This is a genomic window from Pseudodesulfovibrio thermohalotolerans, from assembly GCF_021353295.2.
GTDB lineage: Bacteria > Desulfobacterota > Desulfovibrionia > Desulfovibrionales > Desulfovibrionaceae > Pseudodesulfovibrio > Pseudodesulfovibrio thermohalotolerans.
In genome coordinates this window covers 364,114-383,176 of the sequence record NZ_CP120635.1, presented here as the reverse complement: position 1 = coordinate 383,176, position 19,063 = coordinate 364,114, and the positions used below count along the sequence as shown (strand labels likewise).

Here is a 19,063-nt window from a genome sequence, read left to right as displayed (position 1 = left end):
TTTCGGCCCAATGGCCCTTACATGGATTCCGGAGCGTTGACGCCCAGCAGGGCCAGTCCGTCGGCGACCACACCGGCCACGCAACCGAGCAGCATGAGCCGTGCCGAAGCCACTTCGGGCTCGGCGCTGAGCACATGGCAATTGGTATAGTACCTATGAAGTTTTGAAGCAAGGTCCTGCAAATATGTGGCGATCAGATGCGGGCTCTGGGTCCGTGCGGCAGACTCCACATAGTCCGGGTACTGGTCCAGCATCCGAAGCATCTCAAGATCATACTCTGTATTGAGCAGGGCCAGGGAGGCCGGGGAGACGACGGCGGTTTCCACACCCGCCTCGGCGGCCTTGCGGTTCAGCGAGCAGATGCGGGCATGAGCGTACTGCACGTAGTAGACCGGGTTGTCCATGGACTTCTGCTTGACCAGCTCCAGGTCGAAATCGAGCTTGGAGTCGGACTTGCGCGACAGGAACATGAACCGAGCCGCGTCGGAGCCGACCTCGTCCACCACGTCCTTGAGGGTCTCGAACTGGCCCGCGCGGGTGGACATGGCGATGGGCTGGCCGTCCCGAAGGAGGTTGACCAGATTGACCAGGATGACATAGAGCCCGCCCGGCTTGCCGAGCGCCTCGCAGGCGGCCATCATGCGCGGGACGTAGCCGTGGTGATCGGCGCCCCAGATGTCCACGACCAGATCGAAGCCGCGCTTGAACTTGTTGTCGTGGTAGGCGATGTCCGAAGCGAAATAGGTGGTGTCGCCGTTGGTCTTGCGCAGCACGCGGTCCTTGTCGTCGCCCAGCTCGGTGGACTTGAACCAGTACGCACCGTCCGCCTCGTAGCCCATGCCGGAAGCGGTCAGATCGGCGAAGGTCTCGTCCACCTTGCCATCCTCGACCAGGGACTTCTCGGAGAACCACACGTCGTGGCGCACGCCAAAGGCGGCGAGGTCCTGCTTGATGCCTTCAAGGATCACGTCCTTGCCGTACACCTTGCAGGTCTCCAGGGCTTCCGCCTCGGGCAGATCCAGAAGGTCGGGACGTTCGTTCATCAGGTCGCGTGCGATGTCGGTGATATACTCGCCCTTGTAGTAGTCTTCGGGCTCGGCCGGGTTGAGGCCGCCCAACTGGCGGGCGCGGTACAGAATGGAACCGCCCAAGATAAGCATCTGGCGGCCGGCGTCGTTGATATAGTACTCGGCCTCGACGTCGTATCCGGCTTTCTCAAGGATGCGGGTCAGGGAATCGCCCAGAGCGGCGCCGCGTCCGTGGCCGATGTGCAACGGTCCGGTGGGGTTGGCGGAAACGTACTCCACCTGCACCTTCGTGCCGTTGCCCAGGGTCGAGGAGCCGTAGTTCCCGCCCTGCCCGAGAATCTCGCCCACGGTTTCCTGCCAGAAAGCCGGGGTCAAGGTGAAATTCAGGAATCCGGGTCCGGCGATCTCGACCTTCTCGATGAACGGATCGCTCTCAAGCGCGCCCTTGAGGTCCTCTGCAATGGCGCGCGGGGCCTTCTTGGCCTCCCGGGCCAGCATCATGGCCACGTTGGCCGACATGTCGCCGAAGCCGCTGTCCTTGGGCGGCTCGATGACCGCCTTGTCCGGCCATGACCAGCCGAATCCGTCCAACGCCTTCTTCAGCGCACCTTCCAAATGTATCTTCGCTCTCATCTTCGAGTATACTCCTTAAACAAACCTTGTGGCGAAGCCTCTAGCACGAAACCCCGGTCAATCCAAGTCCGGAGGAAGTGCCCAGCCCGGCACGTCCAAGGCCTCCGGCCCCTCGGACCGGCGCTCCGAACTCGCGGAAATGCCTTTTGAACATGGGATGACGGCGGGGCCGTCACAGCTCCAGATTGGTAAACGGCCTGCGCTTTCTTTTCTTCCTTGGCGGCTCGGGAGGAGGCTCCGGGGGACGCGCCTCTTCCCGGCGGCGGCGCGACGCCTCCGGCTGGAGACGGGCCAGATTCCGGGCCATGTCGAGCTTGGCGCGGGCAAGCTCGTTCTCCGGGTCCAGGTCCAGGACATGCTCGAAGAAGGGGGCCGCGTCATCCGGGTACCGCAGGTCGAGATACAGGGAGCCTATATTCAGGGCCGCCCCCACGCTGCCCGAGTAGAAATACGGGTCGATGAGCAGGGCCTTCTCGAAGCAGTCCAGGGCGGTCATGCGCTCGTTCCCTTCCCAATGGGCCAGCCCCATGTTGTAGAGGATAACCGGGTCCTCCGGGGCAATGGAGAGAGCCTTCCGGTAAACCTCCACGCCCTCGGCCCAACGTCCTTCCCCGCGCAGGATTATGCCCAGGCGGTTAAAATGCACAAGGTCGTCGCGGCCCAGCACGCGCTTGGTGTCGATGACGCGTTTCAGGTATTTGACGGCCAGGTCCGGGGCCGTGGCGGACACGGCATCCACGATCCGCTCGGTCAGGTCACCGACCATGGAACGGGTCTCGCGCTCGGCGGCCTGCACGCTCTGATCCAGATAGCGTTCGGCCTGCTCATGCTCCCCTTGGCGCAAATGCTGCTCGGCGATGTCGATCTTGCGCTCGGGATTGAGGGGAGAGAGGGTGTCGAGTTCCTTGAGATAGGCCAGGGCGCGCTCGTCATCCATGCTGCGGAACGCCTCGGCCAGCTTGATGAGCGGGGCCATGAATATGGGGTTGGCCTCATGAGCGGCCATATAGGTCTGCACGGCCTCGTCCACCTGGCCCACGCCCATAAGGGCATCGCCCCGCATGGCCAGTCCGTGCGCCGAGTCCGGCTTGAGCATGAGGATACGGTCCGAGGCGGCCAGCGCGGCCTCGTAGTTGCGGGCGTCGAGAAGCTTGCGGCAGTGATCCACCTGCTGGCTCAGGGCCATGGGCGGAGAGATGGCCGAGGCCAATTCCTCAACGACCTTGTTGGCCGAGGCGGGCTTGACCAGCACCCGGCTCACGCCAAGCTCGAAGAAATACGCCACGGTCTCCTTGGTCGCCTCCCAGGTGAGGACGATCATGCGCGCCTCGGGGCATTCACGCGAAAGCCGGATAATGAAATCGGTGGACGGGTGGTTGTCGATCATCCGCTCGATAAAGACCACGAACGGGATGTCCTGGTCGCTCAGCTCCACGCACTTTTTCAGGGCCGCGTCCAGAGAGGCGTAGGGAAGCAGCACTTCGCCGCGCAGGCCGATGACCCTCGAAACCATGTTGCGCAGGGCGCGCGTGAAACCGTAGTCGTCCGAAACGTAGACGATGACCCCACCGTCCTTCTCGATGAACTTGCGAACCGTGCTGTCGGCGGTTTCCTGCTGCATGGGTGCCCCTTCCGGCTGCCGGTGAAGAAGCGGCTATCCGCTCCTCATCCGGACACTACGTGAAGTGGGGGAAAACGGTCAACCCGGTGAAAAAAGAAGGGAGTGCGAGGACGCATCCGCCCGGCCCCCGGGGACGATCCCGCAAGACGGATCAGCCCACGGCGTCCCGCAGCGCGGCGAGCCTGCGCGCGGCCATGACGTTGTCCGGATTGAGCCTGAGAACGTTTTCCAGGCAGGGAATGGCCAGTTCGTATTCCCGCAGGTCGGCGAACAGGGTGCCGAGGTTCATGGAAACCCTCTCGCTGTCCTTGTAAAAATCGGGGTTGTATTCCAGGGCCTTGAGGAAGCATTTCCCTGCCCGGCGCTTGTCTCCGCCGTCGTAGAAGGCCATGCCCATGTTGTAATGCAGGCCCTCGTCCTCCGGGGAAATGCGCAGGGCCGCGCCGTAATTCTCGATGGCCTCGCGCCACTTGCCCTGGCCGCGCAGGGCGATGCCGAGCTTGTTGAACAGGGAGATGTCATCCTTGTCCAACCGTCCGCCCTTGGCCTCCAGAACCTTGCTCAAATACTTCTCGGACATGCCCGGATCATCGGACACGGCCTCGGCAATGCTTTCGGCCACGGAACCGATCATTCCCATGGCCTCCCTGGTGACGGTTTCGATAGCCTGGTCGAAATAGGCGGCGGCCTCGGCCATTTCCCGCCGTTTCGCATGGACCTTGCCTATTTCGGTCTTGCGCTGGGCGTTCAGCGGACTCAGGCGGTCGAGCTTCTTCATGTACTTGAGCATCTCGTTCTCGTCCACGCCCCGATACGCCTCCACCAGCTTCTTGATGGGCTCCAGGTATATCTTGGAGCTGTCGTGGGCCTGATGGTAGCTTTCCAGCGCCTTGTCCCGCTCATTCAGAGCCATGTGCACGTCGCCCTGGAGCATGAGCCCGGCCGGGCTCCCCGGCTTCAGTTCCAGAACCTTGCGGGCGATCTGCATGGCCTCCATGAATTTGCCCGAGGCCAGACGCTGCTTGCCGAGATGCATGTACTCGCTGAGCTTGCCCTGGGGCTTCACGGTGAAGGCCAGCTTCTCGATGATGTTGTTCATGGAGGCGGGCTTGGAGATGACGTTGCTCACGCCGATCTCGTAGAAGAAAGCGATGTTCTCGCGCTTGGTCTCACCCACCAGGACGATGATCTTGAGATCGGGGAGCAGCCGCTTGAGCGTCAGGATGGTGTCCGTGCTGGTGCCGCCGCCGAGCATCCGCTCGATGAAGACGATGAACTCGTGCCCGGCCTTGTGCATGGACTGGACCTTCTTCAGCCCCGCGTGGACGGTCTCGGTGGCGAAAAGGCAATCGCGCTTCGTGCCTATGATCTTGAAAATGGTCGAGGACAGCATCCGCTTGAAAAGGACGTCCTCACTGATGAGAATGATGGAACCGTTGGTCTTCTCGAAATAGTCGTAGACGATGGAGTCGTATTTCCCGGCCATGCTCTCCCCTGGTCGCGGCTAGTGCGAATGATGTCGACGCGCCCCTTTGCCGCCGGTGCGCGGACGCAGAGGATGGCACGAGCCGGGACAAAAGGAAATGATATTTCTAGCGTCCCCAGGGGAATCAATATTCGTACACGTCGCCCGGCTCCGGTACGAAGGCGTTGACGTCCGGCTTGGTCCCTATGGCCATGCGGATCATGTCCATCATCGTATGCCGGATGGTCCGCCGCATATGCACCAATGCGCACGCCTTGGCCCCTGACCGGCTCGCCATTTCCAGCGCGGTGCCCACGTCGCCGTGGCCCGTGGTGATCTCGTCCAGGGTAAAGGCCTCATGAACCACAAGGTCGCAGTTCCCGGCCAGGTCCACGGTGTCGTCCGTGGGTTTGCCGTCGCCGGAATAATACAGGGACTTGCCCCCGGCATCCAACCTGATGGCCAGGCACGGCATGGAGTGGTCGTTGAGGGCGAAGCGGAAACGGAATCCGCTGTGCTTGAAGTCCTCGCCGGGCACGCACTCGATGAAGAAAATCTCGAACCCGGCCCGGGACAGGGCGTTGGAATAGGCCAGGTCCATGAGTCGGCTGACCCGGGACTCGATGCCGCTCGGGCCAAGGATCGTCAACCGCTTGGTGCGCCCCTCCTCGATGGAGCGGGCGATCAGGGCCGGAAGCCCGAAATAATGGTCAGCGTGAAAATGCGATACGAACACCGCGTCCAGATCAATGGGGTTGGCGGCATATTCCCACAGCTTGCACGAGGCGTTGAAGCCGCAGTCCAGCAGTATGGACGAACCGCCCGACTCCACCAGCAGGGAGGTGTTCGGCAGGCGTTCGTCAAAGGCTTCGCCCACCCCGACAAAAGTCACGCGCATCATTCGCTCCGTTTTCTGAAATTCCCGTAAAAAAACATATTTTTACACAAACGAGGCGAAAGGAAAAGGGGAAAACGATCAATCGTTATCACGATTACGAACATCCTCACGCCAGGAGTTCAACGGGGCGTAGCAGCCCTGCCCCGCGTGCTGCGACCGCCTGACCTGCTCCGAGGTCTCCGGATCGAGCATCAGCCCGCACATATACCGCCCCGCGGCCTCGTCCCAGAACAGATCGGGGCAGCGGCGCATGTAGCCGTATCTTCTATGGGATTCCATGCAGGGGTCCTGAAGGCAGCACCACCCGCAACCTACGCACGGTTTGGACATGATCGCAATCTCCTGGTCAAGCTGCCCAAGCGATACCGTTCCCGTCCCCGAAATGCAAGGAACCGCCCGGCCCGGCCGCCCGACATCCATACGCAAAAAGAATTGGACCATACACCCCGGCCCGTATAGCTTTTCCGAAAAATGCGAGGATTCCCCATGAACATATTCACCGACTCCGTGCCCTTCTACAAAATGCAGGGCTGCGGCAACGACTTCGTCGTCATCGACAACCGCGAAATCGGCGTTCCCGTGGACGCCATGTCCGACTGGGCCAAAGCCGTCTGCGCCCGCGCCTTCGGGGTCTGCGCCGATGGACTTTTCTTCCTCGAAAACGCCGACGATCCGTTGCTCGCCTATCGCTGGCACTTCTACAACTCCGACGGCTCCCGGGCCGAGATGTGCGGAAACGCCTCGCGCTGCGCGGGCAAGCTCGCCCACGCCATCGGCCTCGCGCCCGCCGAACACGCCTTCGGCACCGACGCCGGGCCCATCAAGGCCAAGGTCATCCTCGACGGACCGGACCAGGGCCGCGTCAAGGTCCAGCTCACCCCGCCGCTCAAGACCGAAACCGGCATCGATATCGAGGTCGACGGCGCTCCGCTCACCGTCCACTTCTCCGATACCGGCGTGCCGCACACCGTGGCCTTTGTGGATGACGTCGCTTCCGTCGACATCATGGACCTCGGCCCAAAGATCCGCTACCACGAACGCTTCGCGCCCGCCGGAACCAACGTCAACTTCGCCCAGGTCGTCGATGACGCCACCATCCTCCTGCGCACCTATGAACGCGGCGTGGAAGCCGAGACCTATGCCTGCGGCACCGGCGCGGCCGCTACCCAACTCCTGGCGCACAAACTCGAACTTACCGACGAAAAGGCCGACCTGACCACCTCCGGCAACGAGGTCCTCACCGTGTTCCTCGAAAACGACACCGTCTATCTCCAGGGCGCAGCCGAGCTCACCTTCCAAGGCCAACTCTACCTCAACCCACTCGGCCTCTCCCTGTAGGTTGCTGCCAACAGGCATAAGAAAAGGGACGTTCCGTCAGGAACGTCCCTTTTCTTATGCGCCTCCGGCGGCCGGGGGAAAGGGAGGAAAAACCCTTTGAAAAGGGCTTTTTCCTCCCCTTCCCCCGGACCCCCATCCCCTCTTTTTCCTAAACTTTTTGGGCCGCTTCGCGGGGACGGGACTAGACAAAATTGTGGTGCATAGCCTGTAACCTTAATTACACAGCCACCTTTCGCCGAAGGCGACACAAAAAGTTTGGGAGGGTCCAGGGAACCCTTTTCTCAAAGGGTTCCCTGGTCTCCCCGAAGGGGCCGCCGGAGGCATCCCCTTCCTTTCGCTAAATCTGCGTGGCGGCCACGCGTTCTTCCTGGGTCATGGCGGCGAGCCGCTTGACTTCGGCCAGGTCGAGGCCGAGGCCTTCGGCCACGCGGGAGCCGTACTCCTCATGAGTGAGGTAGAAGAGGGCGCACTGCCGAAGCTGGATGGGCTGGGGCACATCCTGCATGGACCCGAGGATGTTGTTGACGAGGTTGGTCCGATCCTGGTCGCTCATGACCACGGAGTACAGGGTCCCTGGCTGTACGAAGTCGTTGTTGGGATGGGTGTACTCATGACGCTGGCCGACACCGTCCAGGGGAATGTCCGGCTCGACCGAGACGTTGTCCGGGGACGGCCCATGGAAGCTGTTCGGCCAGTAGTTGGGGCCGCCGCCTCCGTTGTTGTCCACGCGCATCGCGCCGTCGCGCTGGTAGTTGTTCTCGGGCGCGTTCTTGGCCTGGTTGACCGGGATGAGATGGTAGTTGGGTCCGAGCCGGTGCAGATGGGTGTCATGGTAGGAGAAAAGCCGTCCCTGAAGCATCTTGTCCGGCGATACGCCGATGCCGGGCACGAGGTTGCTCGGGTTGAAGGCGGCCTGCTCCACTTCGGCGAAGTAATTTTCCGGGTTGCGGTTGAGAACGAGCTTGCCCACGGTGATGGGCGGGACTTCCTTGTGCGGCCAGACCTTGGTGATGTCGAAAATGTCCCAGCCGAAGTCCTCGGCCTGTTCCGGGGTCAAAATCTGCATTTCAAGCGTCCAGGACGGATAGTCGCCCGCCTCGATGGCGTTGAACAGGTCGCGGGTAGCGTGATCCGGGTCCTTGCCGCGCATCTCGTCGGCCTCGGGGCCGGTGAGGTTCCTGATGCCCTGGTCGGTCTTGAAGTGGTATTGGACCCAGAAGTATTCACCCTTGTCGTTGTACCACTTGTAGGTATGGCTGGAGTAACCGTTCATGTTCCGATAGGTGGCCGGGGTGCCGCGATCGGAAAAGAGAATGGTCACCTGATGCATGGACTCGGGCGTCAGCGACCAGAAGTCCCAGGCCATGGTCGGGTCCTTGAGGTTGGTGGACGGATCACGCTTCTGGGTGTGGATGAAATCGGGAAACTTGAGGGGATCGCGGATAAAGAAGACCGGGGTGTTGTTGCCGGTCATGTCGTAGTTGCCATCCTCGGTGTAGAACTTGAGGGCGAATCCGCGCGGGTCGCGCTCGGAATCCGCGCTGCCCTTTTCGCCGCCCACGGTGGAGAACCTGGCGAAGACATCGGTTTTCTTGCCCACCTCGGACAGGAAGGCGGCCTTGGTGTACATGGTTACGTCGGCCGTGACCTCGAAATAGCCGTAGGCCCCCGCCCCCTTGGCGTGCACCACCCGTTCGGGAATGCGTTCCCGATCGAAATGGGCCAACTTCTCAAGAAGGTGCACATCCTGCATCATGGCCGGTCCACGGGGACCCGCGGTCACCGTATTCAGATCGTTGCCCACGGGGCAACCAAAGGCGCTCGTCAATTTCTTCGAGTCTTTCGACATGGCTTTCTCCTTATCAGACGATGTTTATGGGGGAGTTTCCCCCTTGGCTTCCAATAATTTTTCGAAACCATACCAGATAGGAATGATTATCGATAGCATTTTATCCACATCTTCTCAAAAAATTTATATTTTAATTCTCAACCCATTATGGATCAAGGACATATTAGCACAGCTTCGACAAAGATGCCCATAAAAAAAGACCCCCGGAAGTTCGGGGGCCATGATTGACTCGTTGAAGAAACTGCCGGTTAGCCGACCAGGTCCTTGTTGCCTTCGACCAGATCGGTGACCACGCCCGGATCGGCGAGGGTGGAAGTGTCGCCGAAATCGTTGGAGCCTTCGACGATCTTGCGCAGGACGCGGCGCATGATCTTGCCGGAACGGGTCTTGGGCAGACCGTCGGCGAACTGAATGAACTCGGGGGTGGCAATGGGGCCGATCTCCTTGCGCACCCAGACCTTGAGCTCCTTAATCATGTCGTCCGTGGGCTCCACGCCGGAACGCAGGGTCACGTAGGCGTAGATGGTCTCGCCCTTGATGTCGTGGGGCATACCGACGACGGCGGCCTCGGACACGTCGGGATGGGCAACCAGCGCGGATTCGATCTCGGCGGTACCCATGCGGTGGCCGGACACGTTGATGACGTCGTCGAGCCGTCCCATGATCCAGAAGTAGCCGTCCTCGTCCACGCGCGCGCCGTCTCCAGCCTCGTAAGCTCCGGGGAACCCGGCGAAATAGGTGGACTTGTAGCGGTCGGGGTCGCCCCAGACGTTGCGCAACATGCCGGGCCATGGCTTGTCCACGACCAGATGGCCGCCCTCGTTGGGTCCGGCCGGGCTGCCGTCGCGGCGCACGATCTTGGCCGAGATGCCGGGCAGCGGCAGGGTCGCGGAACCGGGCTTCAGTGGAGTGGCGTAGGGCATGGCCGAGATCATGATACCGCCGGTCTCGGTCTGCCACCAGGTATCCACGATGGGCAGTTTTCCGCCGCCCACGTTGTTGTGGTACCAAAGCCACGCCTCGGGGTTGATGGGCTCGCCCACCGAACCCAGCAGCCGCAGGGAGGAGAGATCATAATTCCTGGTCCACTGCTCGCCCTCGCGCATGAGGGCGCGGATGACCGTGGGGGCGGTGTAGAAGATGCTGACCTTGAATTTGTCCACGATCTTCCAGTAGCGGTCCGGCCGGGGATAGCTCGGCACGCCCTCGAACATGACGGAAGTGGCTCCCAGGGCCAGCGGTCCGTACACGATATAGGAATGGCCGGTGATCCAGCCCACGTCGGCCGTGCACCAGTACACGTCATCGTCCTTGACGTCGAACACGTACTGGGTGGAATGCGCCGCGTAGGTCAGGTAGCCGCCGGTGGAGTGCAGCACGCCCTTGGGCTTGCCCGTGGAGCCGGAGGTATACAGGATGAACAACGGGTCCTCGGCGTCCATTTCCTCAAAGGCGCAATCCGAGGTGATGTCCTCGGCCGTGATCTCGTCATGCCACCAGGAGTCGCGCCCCTCGACCATGGTGACCTCGTTGCCGCCCCGCTTGACCACGATGCACTGCTCCACCGAGGGGCAGTCCTTGAGCGCCTCGTCGGCGTTGGGCTTGAGCGGAATGGTCTTTCCGGCGCGCAGGACCGCGTCCGCCGTGACCAGCACCTTGGCCTGGGCGTCCTCGATGCGCGACTGGAGGGCGATGGACGAAAATCCCGCGAAGACGATGGAGTGCGGCGCGCCCAGCCGAGTGCAGGCCAGCATGGCGATGGCCAACTCGGGAATCATGGGCATGTAGAGGGAGACGCGGTCACCCCGCTTGACGCCCTTCTTCTTGAGCACGTTGGCGAAGCGGCAGACCTCGGTGTGGAGCATCTGATAGGTGTAGACCCGAACGTCCTCCTCGGGCTCGCCCTGCCAGATGAGTGCGGCCTTGTTGCGGCGGCCGCCGGTCAGATGACGGTCCAGGCAGTTGTAGGAAACGTTGGTCTTGCCGCCCGAGAACCACTTGAACTCCGGCTTGTCGTAATCCGCTTCCAGAACGGAGTCGAAATCGGAGAACCAGTCGATCAGGTCTTTGGCCCGCTCGCCCCAATATGCCTCGGGGTCGTCAAGCGCCCGCTGATTGGCCGCTGCGTAGGCGTCCATGTTCGGGACCCAGGCCTGGTCCTGCATGGAGGCGTTGGGCTGAAATATCTGTCCTTCCTTTTGCAGACTTTCGATCTTCCTTTCTTCTTCGGTCATCAACATGCTCCTGATCTGTACGTTTCTTCGCCTCGCCCGCCGAGAACGGGCCACAACCCACTGAAATGTCGTATCATGGCGCTAGTCCGCCGTTGACACGTTATCATCTATATGAAGGGAATGACAACCGCTCCCATTTTTAGGTGAACGGTCAGAAACCGCCCGGTGAACGGCAAACGGAACGGCGAGGCGCGGAAAACGGCGGTTGACGGCAGCGCGCCCGCGCTTTTTCCCAGAGAAGCTTTCGCCGTAAAAGGCTACGCTGCGAAGAAATCCCTCCAGCCAACATGCCGCAACCCAACCCGCTCCCGGGAAAAGGAAACGCTTTCGAACGACACGCGCCTAAAGAAGACGCATAAAATTTTTGAAGGGGAGCCAGAAAGGGAAACTTTCTCGAAAGGTTCCCTTCCCGGCTGCGGGAGGCAATATCTACCCGGCCACGGCGCGGGCAAAGAAGCGGCAGGTCAGGTCCTGCCACCAGACGAAACCGAGTTCGGCGTCCACATACCAGGCGGCGGTGAAGGCCTTGCGGTCGGCAGACCAAAGGCGGGCCTTGCGCGGGTCGAAGGCGGGCTGGAGACAGAACTCGCCGGGTTCGGTGCGGCCGGTGAAAAGCGTGGCAAGCTCAGCCACGGTCGGCAGCCGCCAGTCGGCGCGGCCTGCGAACGCGTTGCGGTTCAAGCGGGCCACATGGGCCGCCGCGCGCTCCCAGGTGAGGGGATAACGGGAACCGTCAAGCTCCCAGGTCAACCCGGAGGACCGCTCGATCACGGTGCCGTCGCCCTGATCGGAGAATTCCCCGTGGGCGTACTGTTCGGGCCGCCATAATTCATCCAGACCAAAGGCGTTGCGCCCTTCCTTGAGGCCGACCTTGACCGGCTCGGACCGGGGGCGCGGGACCGCCCCGCAGTCCTCTGGATCGTCAAGGAGGTCCGGGGCCGCGCAAACGGCATCCCGCTGCTCGCGCCAACGGGCTTCAAGCTCGTCCAGGGCTTCGAGCATGGACAGGCCGTCCGGGAAACGCGCCTCGGGAGCGCGTGCCAGGACCGTGGCGAAGAAATCATCCCACCGGCAATCCAGGTCCGCGTGCACGTCGCAGATGGGCCGTGCCTCCCTGGATTCCGGCAATCGTCCGGTAAGCATCCGGTACAGGGTCACGCCCACGGAGTAGAGGTCCGACCGCTCGTCGGCCGATTCCGGGTCCGCTTCCTGTTCCGGGGCGGCGTAGTATGGCGAGCCCACGACCATGCCCTTGTGACGCACAGTCCGTTCGCCGCGCAGCTTGGACAGGCCGAAGTCGATGAGCTTGACCGTGCCGGGTCCGCCCTGGTCCTCGGCGAGCATGACGTTAAACGGTTTGACGTCGCGGTGGATGATGCCCTCATAATGCAGCCGATCCAGACCGCCTATCATGCCGCGCGCGATGGCCAGCGAGGTCTCCACGCCGAGCCGCCGGGACTCCCGCTCCACCTCGTAGGTCTCGCCCATGAGCGCGCCGAGGTTGCCGCAATAATATTCCATGGTGAAATGCGGAAGCACGGAGACGCTGTCCGCGCTCCCGCTCCCGCCACACACGTCGAGAATGGCGGCCACGTTGGGATGGCTGATGGAAGCCATGGCCGAGGCCTCCTTGTAGAACATCTCCCGCAGGGCGTCCTCTCCCACGAGATCCTCCATGATCTCGGCGGGCTTGAGGACCTTGAGGGCCACTATCCGCCCGGTCACGGGCATGGCCGCCTTGTACACCGCACCCATGCCGCCCCGGCCGAGCAGGCCGCGTATTTCGTATCGTCCTATTCGCATGGGGGCACGTTAGCCCATGGGCGCGGCCCGCGTCCATCCCGCCGTTCGGGCTTGATTTGACAACCGCTCGTAATCGGAGAATATCGCCTAAGGATCGCGGGGACGCTTCCGTGGCCGAAACGAGACGGGGCGGGAGCCGCAGCCCCCGCCCCTGAACCGGGATGGCGCCCGAGGCCGATCCCCGGGCTTCCCGGCAACCCTACACCCTGTTTTCAGGAAAAACGGTTTTTGGAAAGGAATGTCGGGAAAAATCAAACGATAAGCATAAAAAAACATCTTGACGGGGGAGCGCGAAACCCCTCTGGCCCGCTCAATTCCGGACCGACTTGTCAACGCGTCCCTTGACGTATACTTTAGACATACTCTAGAGATACAGCCTAAATAGATCGAACAGGGAGAGCGACCCATGAAAAAAACCATACTGGCCCTTGCGGCGCTGACTGCCGCCGCACTCGTGCTGGGCGGTTGCTTCCGCAAGCACATCGAATCCGCGCCGTCGGCGCGGCAGCCCGCCCAACGGACCGTAACGACGCCCGCGCCTGCGCAGCCCGTTATCGAAGAGACTCACATGGTGGGCGAAGAAAAGCCCATGGACGGCCCGATGGAGGAAGTCTACGAGGTGGACGCCGCCAAACAGGCGGGAGCCAAAACACCCTCCGTGGGCGAGGCCGACCTGGCCGAGGAAGCACTTCCCGACGCGGACCAACTCAAGCGCGAGGCCGAGGCCGCCGCGAGCAAGCAGGCCGCGCCCGCGACCGAACGCGCCGCCTCCCCCGCTCCGGAACCTGACCGAACCAATCCCTGGGCCGACCCTGAAGACGAAGTCGTCGGCATCGGCAGCCAGCCGGTCGCACCAGACGCCGAGGCTGCCCAAACCGCGACCGGCCCGTATTTCGTGCAGGTGGGAGCGTTCTCGGACGTCGAAAACGCAAACAGAGCCCTGGCGCGTCTCATAGAAGACGGCTACAAGGGCTCTGTAATAGTCAAAACCAACGAGGGACTATACCGCGTGCAGGCGGGTTCGTTCCCGGACGAAGCATCGGCCGGGAGCGCCCTGGAAATCCTGAAGGCGGACTATCCCAAGGGGTTCGTGCTGAAGAAGCCGTAGTCCGGTTTGAGCCGGACTTCAGGGCCGGGCGTCCCCGCTCGGCCCTTTTTTTGTCGCTACGGCCTAGGGATTCAGTTCGGCGCGGAACTTGCGGGAGAGCCGGAAGACGACCACCTTGCGCGGCGGCAGGGTAATGGTCTGGGTCGTCTGCGGGTTGCGGCCCTTGCGCGCACGTTTGTCGTAGGCTTCGAACTTGCCGAAACCGGAAACCAGAAGGGCATGGTCCTTCTTGATGGCCGTCTTCATGATTTCAAGAATGGTTTCCACCAGGTCCTTGATCTCGGCGCGGTTCTTGTCGGTGCGTTCGTAGATGTAATCCACGATTCCGGCTTTGGTGAGAGTGCTCATCGATTGCCTCCAAAAAGGGGTTATCAATAACTTACTTCAGCAATCCCGCGATGGTGCCCGCGAGTTTCTGCATGTCATCCGGAGTGTCGTAGGACGACTGGGCCCACAATCTGAGGCCGTCGTCGCCAAACCGGGGAATGAGATGAAAATGCGCATGGTCGACCAGTTGCCCGGCCGCCTCGAAATTGTTCTGCATGAGGTTGAGTCCGTCCGCGCCGGTCGCCTTCATCACGGCGCCGCCCACGGCCGACAAGGCCTTGAACAGGTCGTTGCCCAGCTCGGGCGGGATGTCCATGAGCGTCGGGTAATGGTCCTTGGGCAGCACCAGGGCGTGGCCGGGATGCACGGGCGCGATATCCAGGAATGCCAGGACCGTGTCCGATTCAAAGACCTTGGCGCAGGGAATCTCCCCGGCCACGATCTTGCAAAAAACACACTCGGAATCCGCAATCGCCATTCGTTTTCTTCCTCCATCGGAGTTGAATCCCAAAGGTTTCAGCCGCATGGGATTCGCGGTCATTCGATGATAGTTTTTGACCGTTACTGGCATTCATACAAGAGATGTTCAGTTAAATCAAGTCAGTTCGTTTGAATTCCCGAAAAACCCCGTCCGGCAAGGGTTGACGGGAAGTCTAGATATTGTCTGAAAAATCGGACAGTTGACGAATCGCGGGAAATTGAAATTACTGAATTATTCAATTATGAAATGATTTCAAGCCATTGGACGGCCAGTTGAGAACGGGCAACGGGACCGCCGGAAAATGCTTGGCACCGTCAAATGGAATCCGGCCTTCCGCCGCGCCGGGCGGACCGGGCCATCCGACGCGCCCGGCCGTCCATTGCACACGCTTGACGCGGACTTCCGCCGCACGGTATCCGGTTGCACGGAAAATCGACACCACCGCGCGAACCGCGGCCTGCGGCACGCGCATTTCAAGGAGACATACATGACCAAGACCGGCATTCTCTTTCCCGGACAGGGATCCCAGGAAAAAGGCATGGGCCGCGACGTGGCCGAGGCGGATTCCGCCGCCCTGGACCTCTGGAAGCTGGCCGAGCGCGAGTCGGGCCTGGCCCTGCGTGAAATCTACTGGGACGGCGAACCGGCCGACATGGCCGACACCCGCGCCCTCCAGCCCGCCCTGACCGTGGTCAACCTGACCCTGTGGCTGGCCGCGAAGGACAAGCTTTCCCCGGCGGCCACCGCCGGACATTCCCTCGGCGAATTCGCTTCCCTCGGCGCGGCCGGAGCCCTCGACGTGGAGGACTGCGTCCGGGCCGTCACCCTGCGCGGACGCCTCATGGCCGAATCCGGCGGCGCGGGCCACGGCATGGCCGCCGTGGTCAAGCTTCCCCAGGACAAGGTCGAGGAGATTGTCGCCGCGGCCGCAGAACAGTCCGGCAAGGAACTGCGCATCGCCAACTACAACACCCCGGCGCAGTTCGTCGTGTCCGGCGAGGCCGAAGCCCTCGACGCAGCCGAGGCGCTGGTCAAGGCTGCCAAGGGCCGGGCCATCCGCCTGGCCGTTTCCGGCGCGTTCCACTCGCCGCTCATTCAGGAGGCCGCCGACGAGTTCGCCGCATTCCTGGAGACGCTGACCTGGAAGGCCCCCGCCTTCCCGGTGTTCCACAACGCCACGGCGCTGCCCCAGCCCGAGCCGGCGGGGATCAAGACCACCATGCAGAGCCAGATGACCTCCTCGGTCCTCTGGATTCAGACCATGCAGGCCATGTGGGCCCACGGCGTGCGCGAATTCATCGAGGTAGGCCCCAAAGGCGTGCTCTTCAAGATGCTCAAGGCCAACCTCGGCTCCGAAGAGGAGAAGTGGTCCGGGCTGAACGTCGGCAGCCTCGCCCAGGCCGGAGAACTCTAGAACCGTGCCCCGCTCCTACGGCATCATAGGCTGGCCCCTGGGCCACACCATGTCCCCGGCCCTGCACAACCACGGCTTCGAGCGGCTCGGCATTGACGCGTACTACGAAGCCTGGCCGCTGGAGCCCAAGGACCTGCCCGCGTTCATGCAACGCGTGCGTACCGTTCCCATCCACGGACTGTCCGTGACCATCCCGCACAAACGCGCTGTCATGGCCTTCCTCGACGAAATATCGGACCGGGCTGAAGCCGTCGGCGCGGTCAACACCGTGTATTGGGACAAGGACAGGCTGTGCGGCGAAAACACCGACGTGATCGGCGTCGTCGCCTCCCTGCGCACCCTCGATCCGCTGCCGCGCTCGGCCGTCGTGCTCGGCGCGGGCGGCGCGGCCAGGGCGGCCGTGGCCGGATTCCTCGAACTCGGCATCCCGCGCGTGGCCGTGTCCAACCGGACCCGCTCCAAAGCAGATGCGCTGGCTGCCGATTTCGGCGTGGAATGCGTGGAATGGTCCGCGCGCATGGACTCCCCGTGGGATCTTGTCTGCAACGCCACGCCGCTGGGCATGGCCGGGTCCCTTGAGGGACAGACCCCATTCGACGCCGCCCGCCTGACCGAAAACGCCGTGGCCTTCGATATCGTATACAACCCGCTTGAAACCCGCTTCCTGGCCGAAGCCAGGGCCGCCGGGCGCAGGACCATTTCCGGGCTGGAGATGTTCCTGCACCAGGGACTGGCCCAATTCCGGCTGTGGACCGGACGGGAAATGGACGAGGCCGAGGCGCGGCAACTGCTCCTCTCGGCCCTCAGACAATAAAATTCCGCAAAGAGGACAACACGCATGAAAAGCACACTTCGCCTGCTGGCTCCGCTGCTCCTGGCCTGTTCCCTGATCCTGGCCGCCCTGGCCCATCCCGCCCAGGCCGGTCCCAACCCCGTGGTCGTCATGGAGACCTCCATGGGCCGGATCATGGTCATGCTGTATCCCAAGGACGCACCCAAGACCGTGGCCAACTTCCTCAAATACGTGGACGCCGGGTTCTACAACGAAACCATCTTCCACCGTGTCATCCGCCAGCGCAAATCCGGCGGCGAGAACGACAAGGCCATGAACATCGTCCAGGGCGGCGGCTTCACCTTCCCCATCCGGCACAAGGCCCCGCTCCTGCCCCCCATCCCCAACGAGGCGTCGACCGGCCTCACCAACGTGAGGGGAACCATCGCCATGGCCCGCACCGCCGCGCCGGACTCCGCCACCAGCGAGTTCTTCTTCAACGTGCAGGACAACCCGGCCTTCGACTTCCGCCAGTCCGCCTCCAAAACCGGCGCGAACAGCTATTCGCAGTCGGTCAGCGCGGGATACTGCGCCTTCGGCAAGGTCATCCGGGGCATGGACGTGGTCGAGAAGATCAACGCGGTCAAGACCGCCAGGTCGGGCCGCATGGAAGACGTCCCGGTCTCTCCGGTGTTCATCAAGAAAGCATACGTGGCCAGATAGAAAACAGCGGTTGCCGGATCACTCCCGGCAACCGCCGTCCGCACAGGCTAGGAACAGGTCCCGCAGACCGTCCAGCGCGACCACCACGTCCGCCGCGACCCTGTCCAGGACCGCCGACGTAACGCCCAGCCGCCCGACCGCGCCGGTCGAGACCTCGTAATTGAGTCCGTCCGCGCCGAGCCCGACGCCGATCATCTTGGCCAGCACGTTGCCCACATGGACCAGGTCCAGGACCACATCCCGACCGGCATACCCATCCGGTCGGAGATGATGGCGGACCACCCGGGTCACTGGACCGGGCACCCCCCAGCGATCCAGCACGATACTGCCCAGTTCCGCGTGGGAGATGCCGAGCACGGCCTGTTCCGCCGCGTCAAAGGCCATTCCGCCGTCAAAAACCAGGCGCAGGATTTCGCGCAGGTCCACCTGCACATAAGCCCCAAGCAGCAACTTGCCCACACCGGACAGCAGCCCGGCGGTATAGACGTGGTCCGGCGCGTCGATCCCGAGCGCCCGAGCCAATTCCCGGGAGGCCACGCCGACGGTGACCGAGTGCTGAAGGAACATCTCCGGGGCCTGGTCATACCCCTCGATGGCGCGCACGTAATGGGGAGCCACGCCCGTGGAAACGAAAAAACGCAAACTCTCAACCGAATCGAGTGTTTCAAAAGCGGCCCGCGCGGTCAGCACGGGGACTCCCGAGGGCGGAACGGAAGCGTTGACCACCTTGAGCAGGTTGGCGGTGAGACCGGGATCGTGCTCGATGATCCGGGCCAGCCCGGCGAAGTCCGCATCCGGCGCGTTCATCAAGACCCCGGCCCCGCGCACGCAGGTCGGCATGGCTACGACGCTCCCGCAGGCCGCCAAGATCGCGTCCCGTCTGTTCACAGCTCGCTCTCCTTTCCCAATGAACGTACTATCACACGTCCCGTGTCCAGGTACAGGAAGAGCGTCCGGGGAATGGTTCCGCCGACATCCCTGGCCGCCAGCCGCCTGCCGTTGCGCTCCAGCAGCCGCATGAGCGCCTGAAAATTCCGCACGCCCGTTTCGAACAGGCGGTCGTCGCGCATGTTCGCCCCGCCCGCCGCCTTGAAGACCAGCCGCCGCTTGTCCGCTCCGAGATCCACGAGCCTGCGGACCGTCATGGCCACGCCCGTGTTCACGAACATGAACGGATTGCGCCTGGCCCTCTCCCGGGCCGAGGCCGCGCTGGGCAGCAGGCAGTGGACCATGCCGCCGATACGCGCCCGGGGATCATAGACGGTCACCCCGAGACAGGAGCCCAGCGAATAGGTGGCGATGACGTCTTCCGGGCGGGTGGAAAGCTTCATGTCGGATATGCCGACGACCAGAGGGTTGCTCATTGTCA

17 protein-coding genes are annotated in these 19,063 nt (G+C 62.6%); 5 read left to right on the top strand and 12 right to left on the bottom strand.

Annotation, left to right across the window (positions count from 1 at the left end; all coding sequences use genetic code 11):
• Positions 1–17: 17 nt before the first annotated feature.
• From argS to LF599_RS01780, 5 genes are all read right to left on the bottom strand, one after another.
• The gene (argS, locus tag LF599_RS01800) at positions 18–1,661 is read right to left on the bottom strand and encodes an arginine--tRNA ligase (RefSeq protein ID WP_269940962.1); all 1,644 of its coding nucleotides are present in this window, start codon (positions 1,659–1,661) and stop codon (positions 18–20) included.
• 172 nt (positions 1,662–1,833) lie between these two features.
• On the bottom strand, positions 1,834–3,282 hold the full coding sequence (locus LF599_RS01795; RefSeq protein WP_279522078.1) for a tetratricopeptide repeat protein: 1,449 nt from the start codon (positions 3,280–3,282) through the stop codon (positions 1,834–1,836).
• Positions 3,283–3,433: 151 nt separating this feature from the next.
• Positions 3,434–4,768 carry a response regulator gene (locus tag LF599_RS01790; protein ID WP_279522077.1) on the bottom strand — a complete coding sequence of 445 codons (1,335 nt, stop codon included), beginning with the start codon at positions 4,766–4,768 and terminating at the stop codon, positions 3,434–3,436.
• A gap of 124 nt (positions 4,769–4,892) precedes the next feature.
• Positions 4,893–5,648, bottom strand: a complete 756-nt coding sequence (locus tag LF599_RS01785; protein ID WP_279522076.1) for an MBL fold metallo-hydrolase — start codon at positions 5,646–5,648, stop codon at positions 4,893–4,895.
• A 75-nt stretch (positions 5,649–5,723) separates the two neighbouring features.
• Complete coding sequence (locus LF599_RS01780; RefSeq protein WP_269940957.1) at positions 5,724–5,975, bottom strand: hypothetical protein; 252 nt, start codon at positions 5,973–5,975, stop codon at positions 5,724–5,726.
• A 156-nt stretch (positions 5,976–6,131) separates the two neighbouring features.
• Here LF599_RS01780 and dapF point away from each other — a divergent pair, with 156 nt between their 5' ends.
• On the top strand, positions 6,132–6,983 hold the full coding sequence (dapF, locus tag LF599_RS01775; protein WP_279522075.1) for a diaminopimelate epimerase: 852 nt from the start codon (positions 6,132–6,134) through the stop codon (positions 6,981–6,983).
• A 337-nt stretch (positions 6,984–7,320) separates the two neighbouring features.
• Here the strand turns inward: dapF and LF599_RS01770 are convergent, their stop codons facing one another.
• The 3 genes from LF599_RS01770 to LF599_RS01760 all read right to left on the bottom strand — a co-directional run bounded on the left by LF599_RS01770 (position 7,321) and on the right by LF599_RS01760 (position 12,869).
• Positions 7,321–8,832 carry a catalase gene (locus LF599_RS01770; RefSeq protein ID WP_279522074.1) on the bottom strand — a complete coding sequence of 504 codons (1,512 nt, stop codon included), beginning with the start codon at positions 8,830–8,832 and terminating at the stop codon, positions 7,321–7,323.
• Positions 8,833–9,080: 248 nt separating this feature from the next.
• Entirely contained in the window at positions 9,081–11,066 is a 1,986-nt protein-coding gene (gene acs / locus LF599_RS01765) for an acetate--CoA ligase (RefSeq protein ID WP_279522073.1), read from the bottom strand.
• Between the two features lie 429 nt (positions 11,067–11,495).
• Positions 11,496–12,869 (bottom strand): protein kinase domain-containing protein, encoded by a 1,374-nt coding sequence (locus LF599_RS01760; RefSeq protein WP_269940956.1) that lies wholly within the window; start codon positions 12,867–12,869, stop codon positions 11,496–11,498.
• Positions 12,870–13,275: 406 nt separating this feature from the next.
• Between LF599_RS01760 and LF599_RS01755 the strand changes: the two genes are divergently transcribed.
• Positions 13,276–13,977 carry an SPOR domain-containing protein gene (locus LF599_RS01755; protein ID WP_279522072.1) on the top strand — a complete coding sequence of 234 codons (702 nt, stop codon included), beginning with the start codon at positions 13,276–13,278 and terminating at the stop codon, positions 13,975–13,977.
• A 63-nt stretch (positions 13,978–14,040) separates the two neighbouring features.
• Here the strand turns inward: LF599_RS01755 and LF599_RS01750 are convergent, their stop codons facing one another.
• Positions 14,041–14,325, bottom strand: coding sequence for an integration host factor subunit alpha (locus LF599_RS01750; protein WP_272699090.1), 285 nt, complete (start codon positions 14,323–14,325; stop codon positions 14,041–14,043).
• Between the two features lie 31 nt (positions 14,326–14,356).
• Positions 14,357–14,782: an HIT family protein gene (locus tag LF599_RS01745; RefSeq protein WP_279522071.1), complete on the bottom strand. Its 426-nt coding sequence runs from the start codon at positions 14,780–14,782 to the stop codon at positions 14,357–14,359.
• Between the two features lie 490 nt (positions 14,783–15,272).
• On the opposite strand from LF599_RS01745, the gene LF599_RS01740 reads away from it, so the two are divergent.
• The 3 genes from LF599_RS01740 to LF599_RS01730 are packed head-to-tail and all read left to right on the top strand — an operon-like array spanning position 15,273 to position 17,694.
• On the top strand, positions 15,273–16,199 hold the full coding sequence (locus tag LF599_RS01740; protein WP_279522070.1) for an ACP S-malonyltransferase: 927 nt from the start codon (positions 15,273–15,275) through the stop codon (positions 16,197–16,199).
• A gap of 4 nt (positions 16,200–16,203) precedes the next feature.
• A complete protein-coding gene (gene aroE, locus LF599_RS01735) occupies positions 16,204–17,013 on the top strand; it encodes a shikimate dehydrogenase (RefSeq protein ID WP_279522069.1) in 810 nt (269 codons plus the stop codon).
• A gap of 24 nt (positions 17,014–17,037) precedes the next feature.
• A complete protein-coding gene (locus LF599_RS01730; RefSeq protein WP_279522068.1) occupies positions 17,038–17,694 on the top strand; it encodes a peptidylprolyl isomerase in 657 nt (218 codons plus the stop codon).
• An 18-nt stretch (positions 17,695–17,712) separates the two neighbouring features.
• Here LF599_RS01730 and LF599_RS01725 read toward each other — a convergent pair whose 3' ends face one another.
• Both LF599_RS01725 and LF599_RS01720 read right to left on the bottom strand, forming a co-directional pair.
• The gene (locus LF599_RS01725; protein WP_279522067.1) at positions 17,713–18,582 is read right to left on the bottom strand and encodes an HDOD domain-containing protein; all 870 of its coding nucleotides are present in this window, start codon (positions 18,580–18,582) and stop codon (positions 17,713–17,715) included.
• Positions 18,579–19,058: a chemotaxis protein CheD gene (locus LF599_RS01720; protein ID WP_279522066.1), complete on the bottom strand. Its 480-nt coding sequence runs from the start codon at positions 19,056–19,058 to the stop codon at positions 18,579–18,581. Before LF599_RS01720 ends, LF599_RS01725 begins: the two co-directional genes overlap by 4 nt.
• Positions 19,059–19,063 lie beyond the last annotated feature (5 nt).

What these genes read in the sequence shown, in the direction of transcription:
- LF599_RS01770 (WP_279522074.1), bottom strand. Translation starts at nt 8,832, where the DNA reads ATGTCGAAAGACTCGAAGAAATTGACGAGCGCCTTTGGTTGCCCCGTG.
- LF599_RS01760 (WP_269940956.1), bottom strand. Translation starts at nt 12,869, where the DNA reads ATGCGAATAGGACGATACGAAATACGCGGCCTGCTCGGCCGGGGCGGC.
- LF599_RS01720 (WP_279522066.1), bottom strand. Translation starts at nt 19,058, where the DNA reads ATGAGCAACCCTCTGGTCGTCGGCATATCCGACATGAAGCTTTCCACC.
- LF599_RS01730 (WP_279522068.1), top strand. Translation starts at nt 17,038, where the DNA reads ATGAAAAGCACACTTCGCCTGCTGGCTCCGCTGCTCCTGGCCTGTTCC.
- LF599_RS01785 (WP_279522076.1), bottom strand. Translation starts at nt 5,648, where the DNA reads ATGATGCGCGTGACTTTTGTCGGGGTGGGCGAAGCCTTTGACGAACGC.
- LF599_RS01790 (WP_279522077.1), bottom strand. Translation starts at nt 4,768, where the DNA reads ATGGCCGGGAAATACGACTCCATCGTCTACGACTATTTCGAGAAGACC.
- LF599_RS01780 (WP_269940957.1), bottom strand. Translation starts at nt 5,975, where the DNA reads ATGTCCAAACCGTGCGTAGGTTGCGGGTGGTGCTGCCTTCAGGACCCC.
- LF599_RS01750 (WP_272699090.1), bottom strand. Translation starts at nt 14,325, where the DNA reads ATGAGCACTCTCACCAAAGCCGGAATCGTGGATTACATCTACGAACGC.
- LF599_RS01740 (WP_279522070.1), top strand. Translation starts at nt 15,273, where the DNA reads ATGACCAAGACCGGCATTCTCTTTCCCGGACAGGGATCCCAGGAAAAA.
- LF599_RS01745 (WP_279522071.1), bottom strand. Translation starts at nt 14,782, where the DNA reads ATGGCGATTGCGGATTCCGAGTGTGTTTTTTGCAAGATCGTGGCCGGG.
- acs (WP_279522073.1), bottom strand. Translation starts at nt 11,066, where the DNA reads ATGACCGAAGAAGAAAGGAAGATCGAAAGTCTGCAAAAGGAAGGACAG.
- LF599_RS01795 (WP_279522078.1), bottom strand. Translation starts at nt 3,282, where the DNA reads ATGCAGCAGGAAACCGCCGACAGCACGGTTCGCAAGTTCATCGAGAAG.
- argS (WP_269940962.1), bottom strand. Translation starts at nt 1,661, where the DNA reads ATGAGAGCGAAGATACATTTGGAAGGTGCGCTGAAGAAGGCGTTGGAC.
- dapF (WP_279522075.1), top strand. Translation starts at nt 6,132, where the DNA reads ATGAACATATTCACCGACTCCGTGCCCTTCTACAAAATGCAGGGCTGC.
- LF599_RS01755 (WP_279522072.1), top strand. Translation starts at nt 13,276, where the DNA reads ATGAAAAAAACCATACTGGCCCTTGCGGCGCTGACTGCCGCCGCACTC.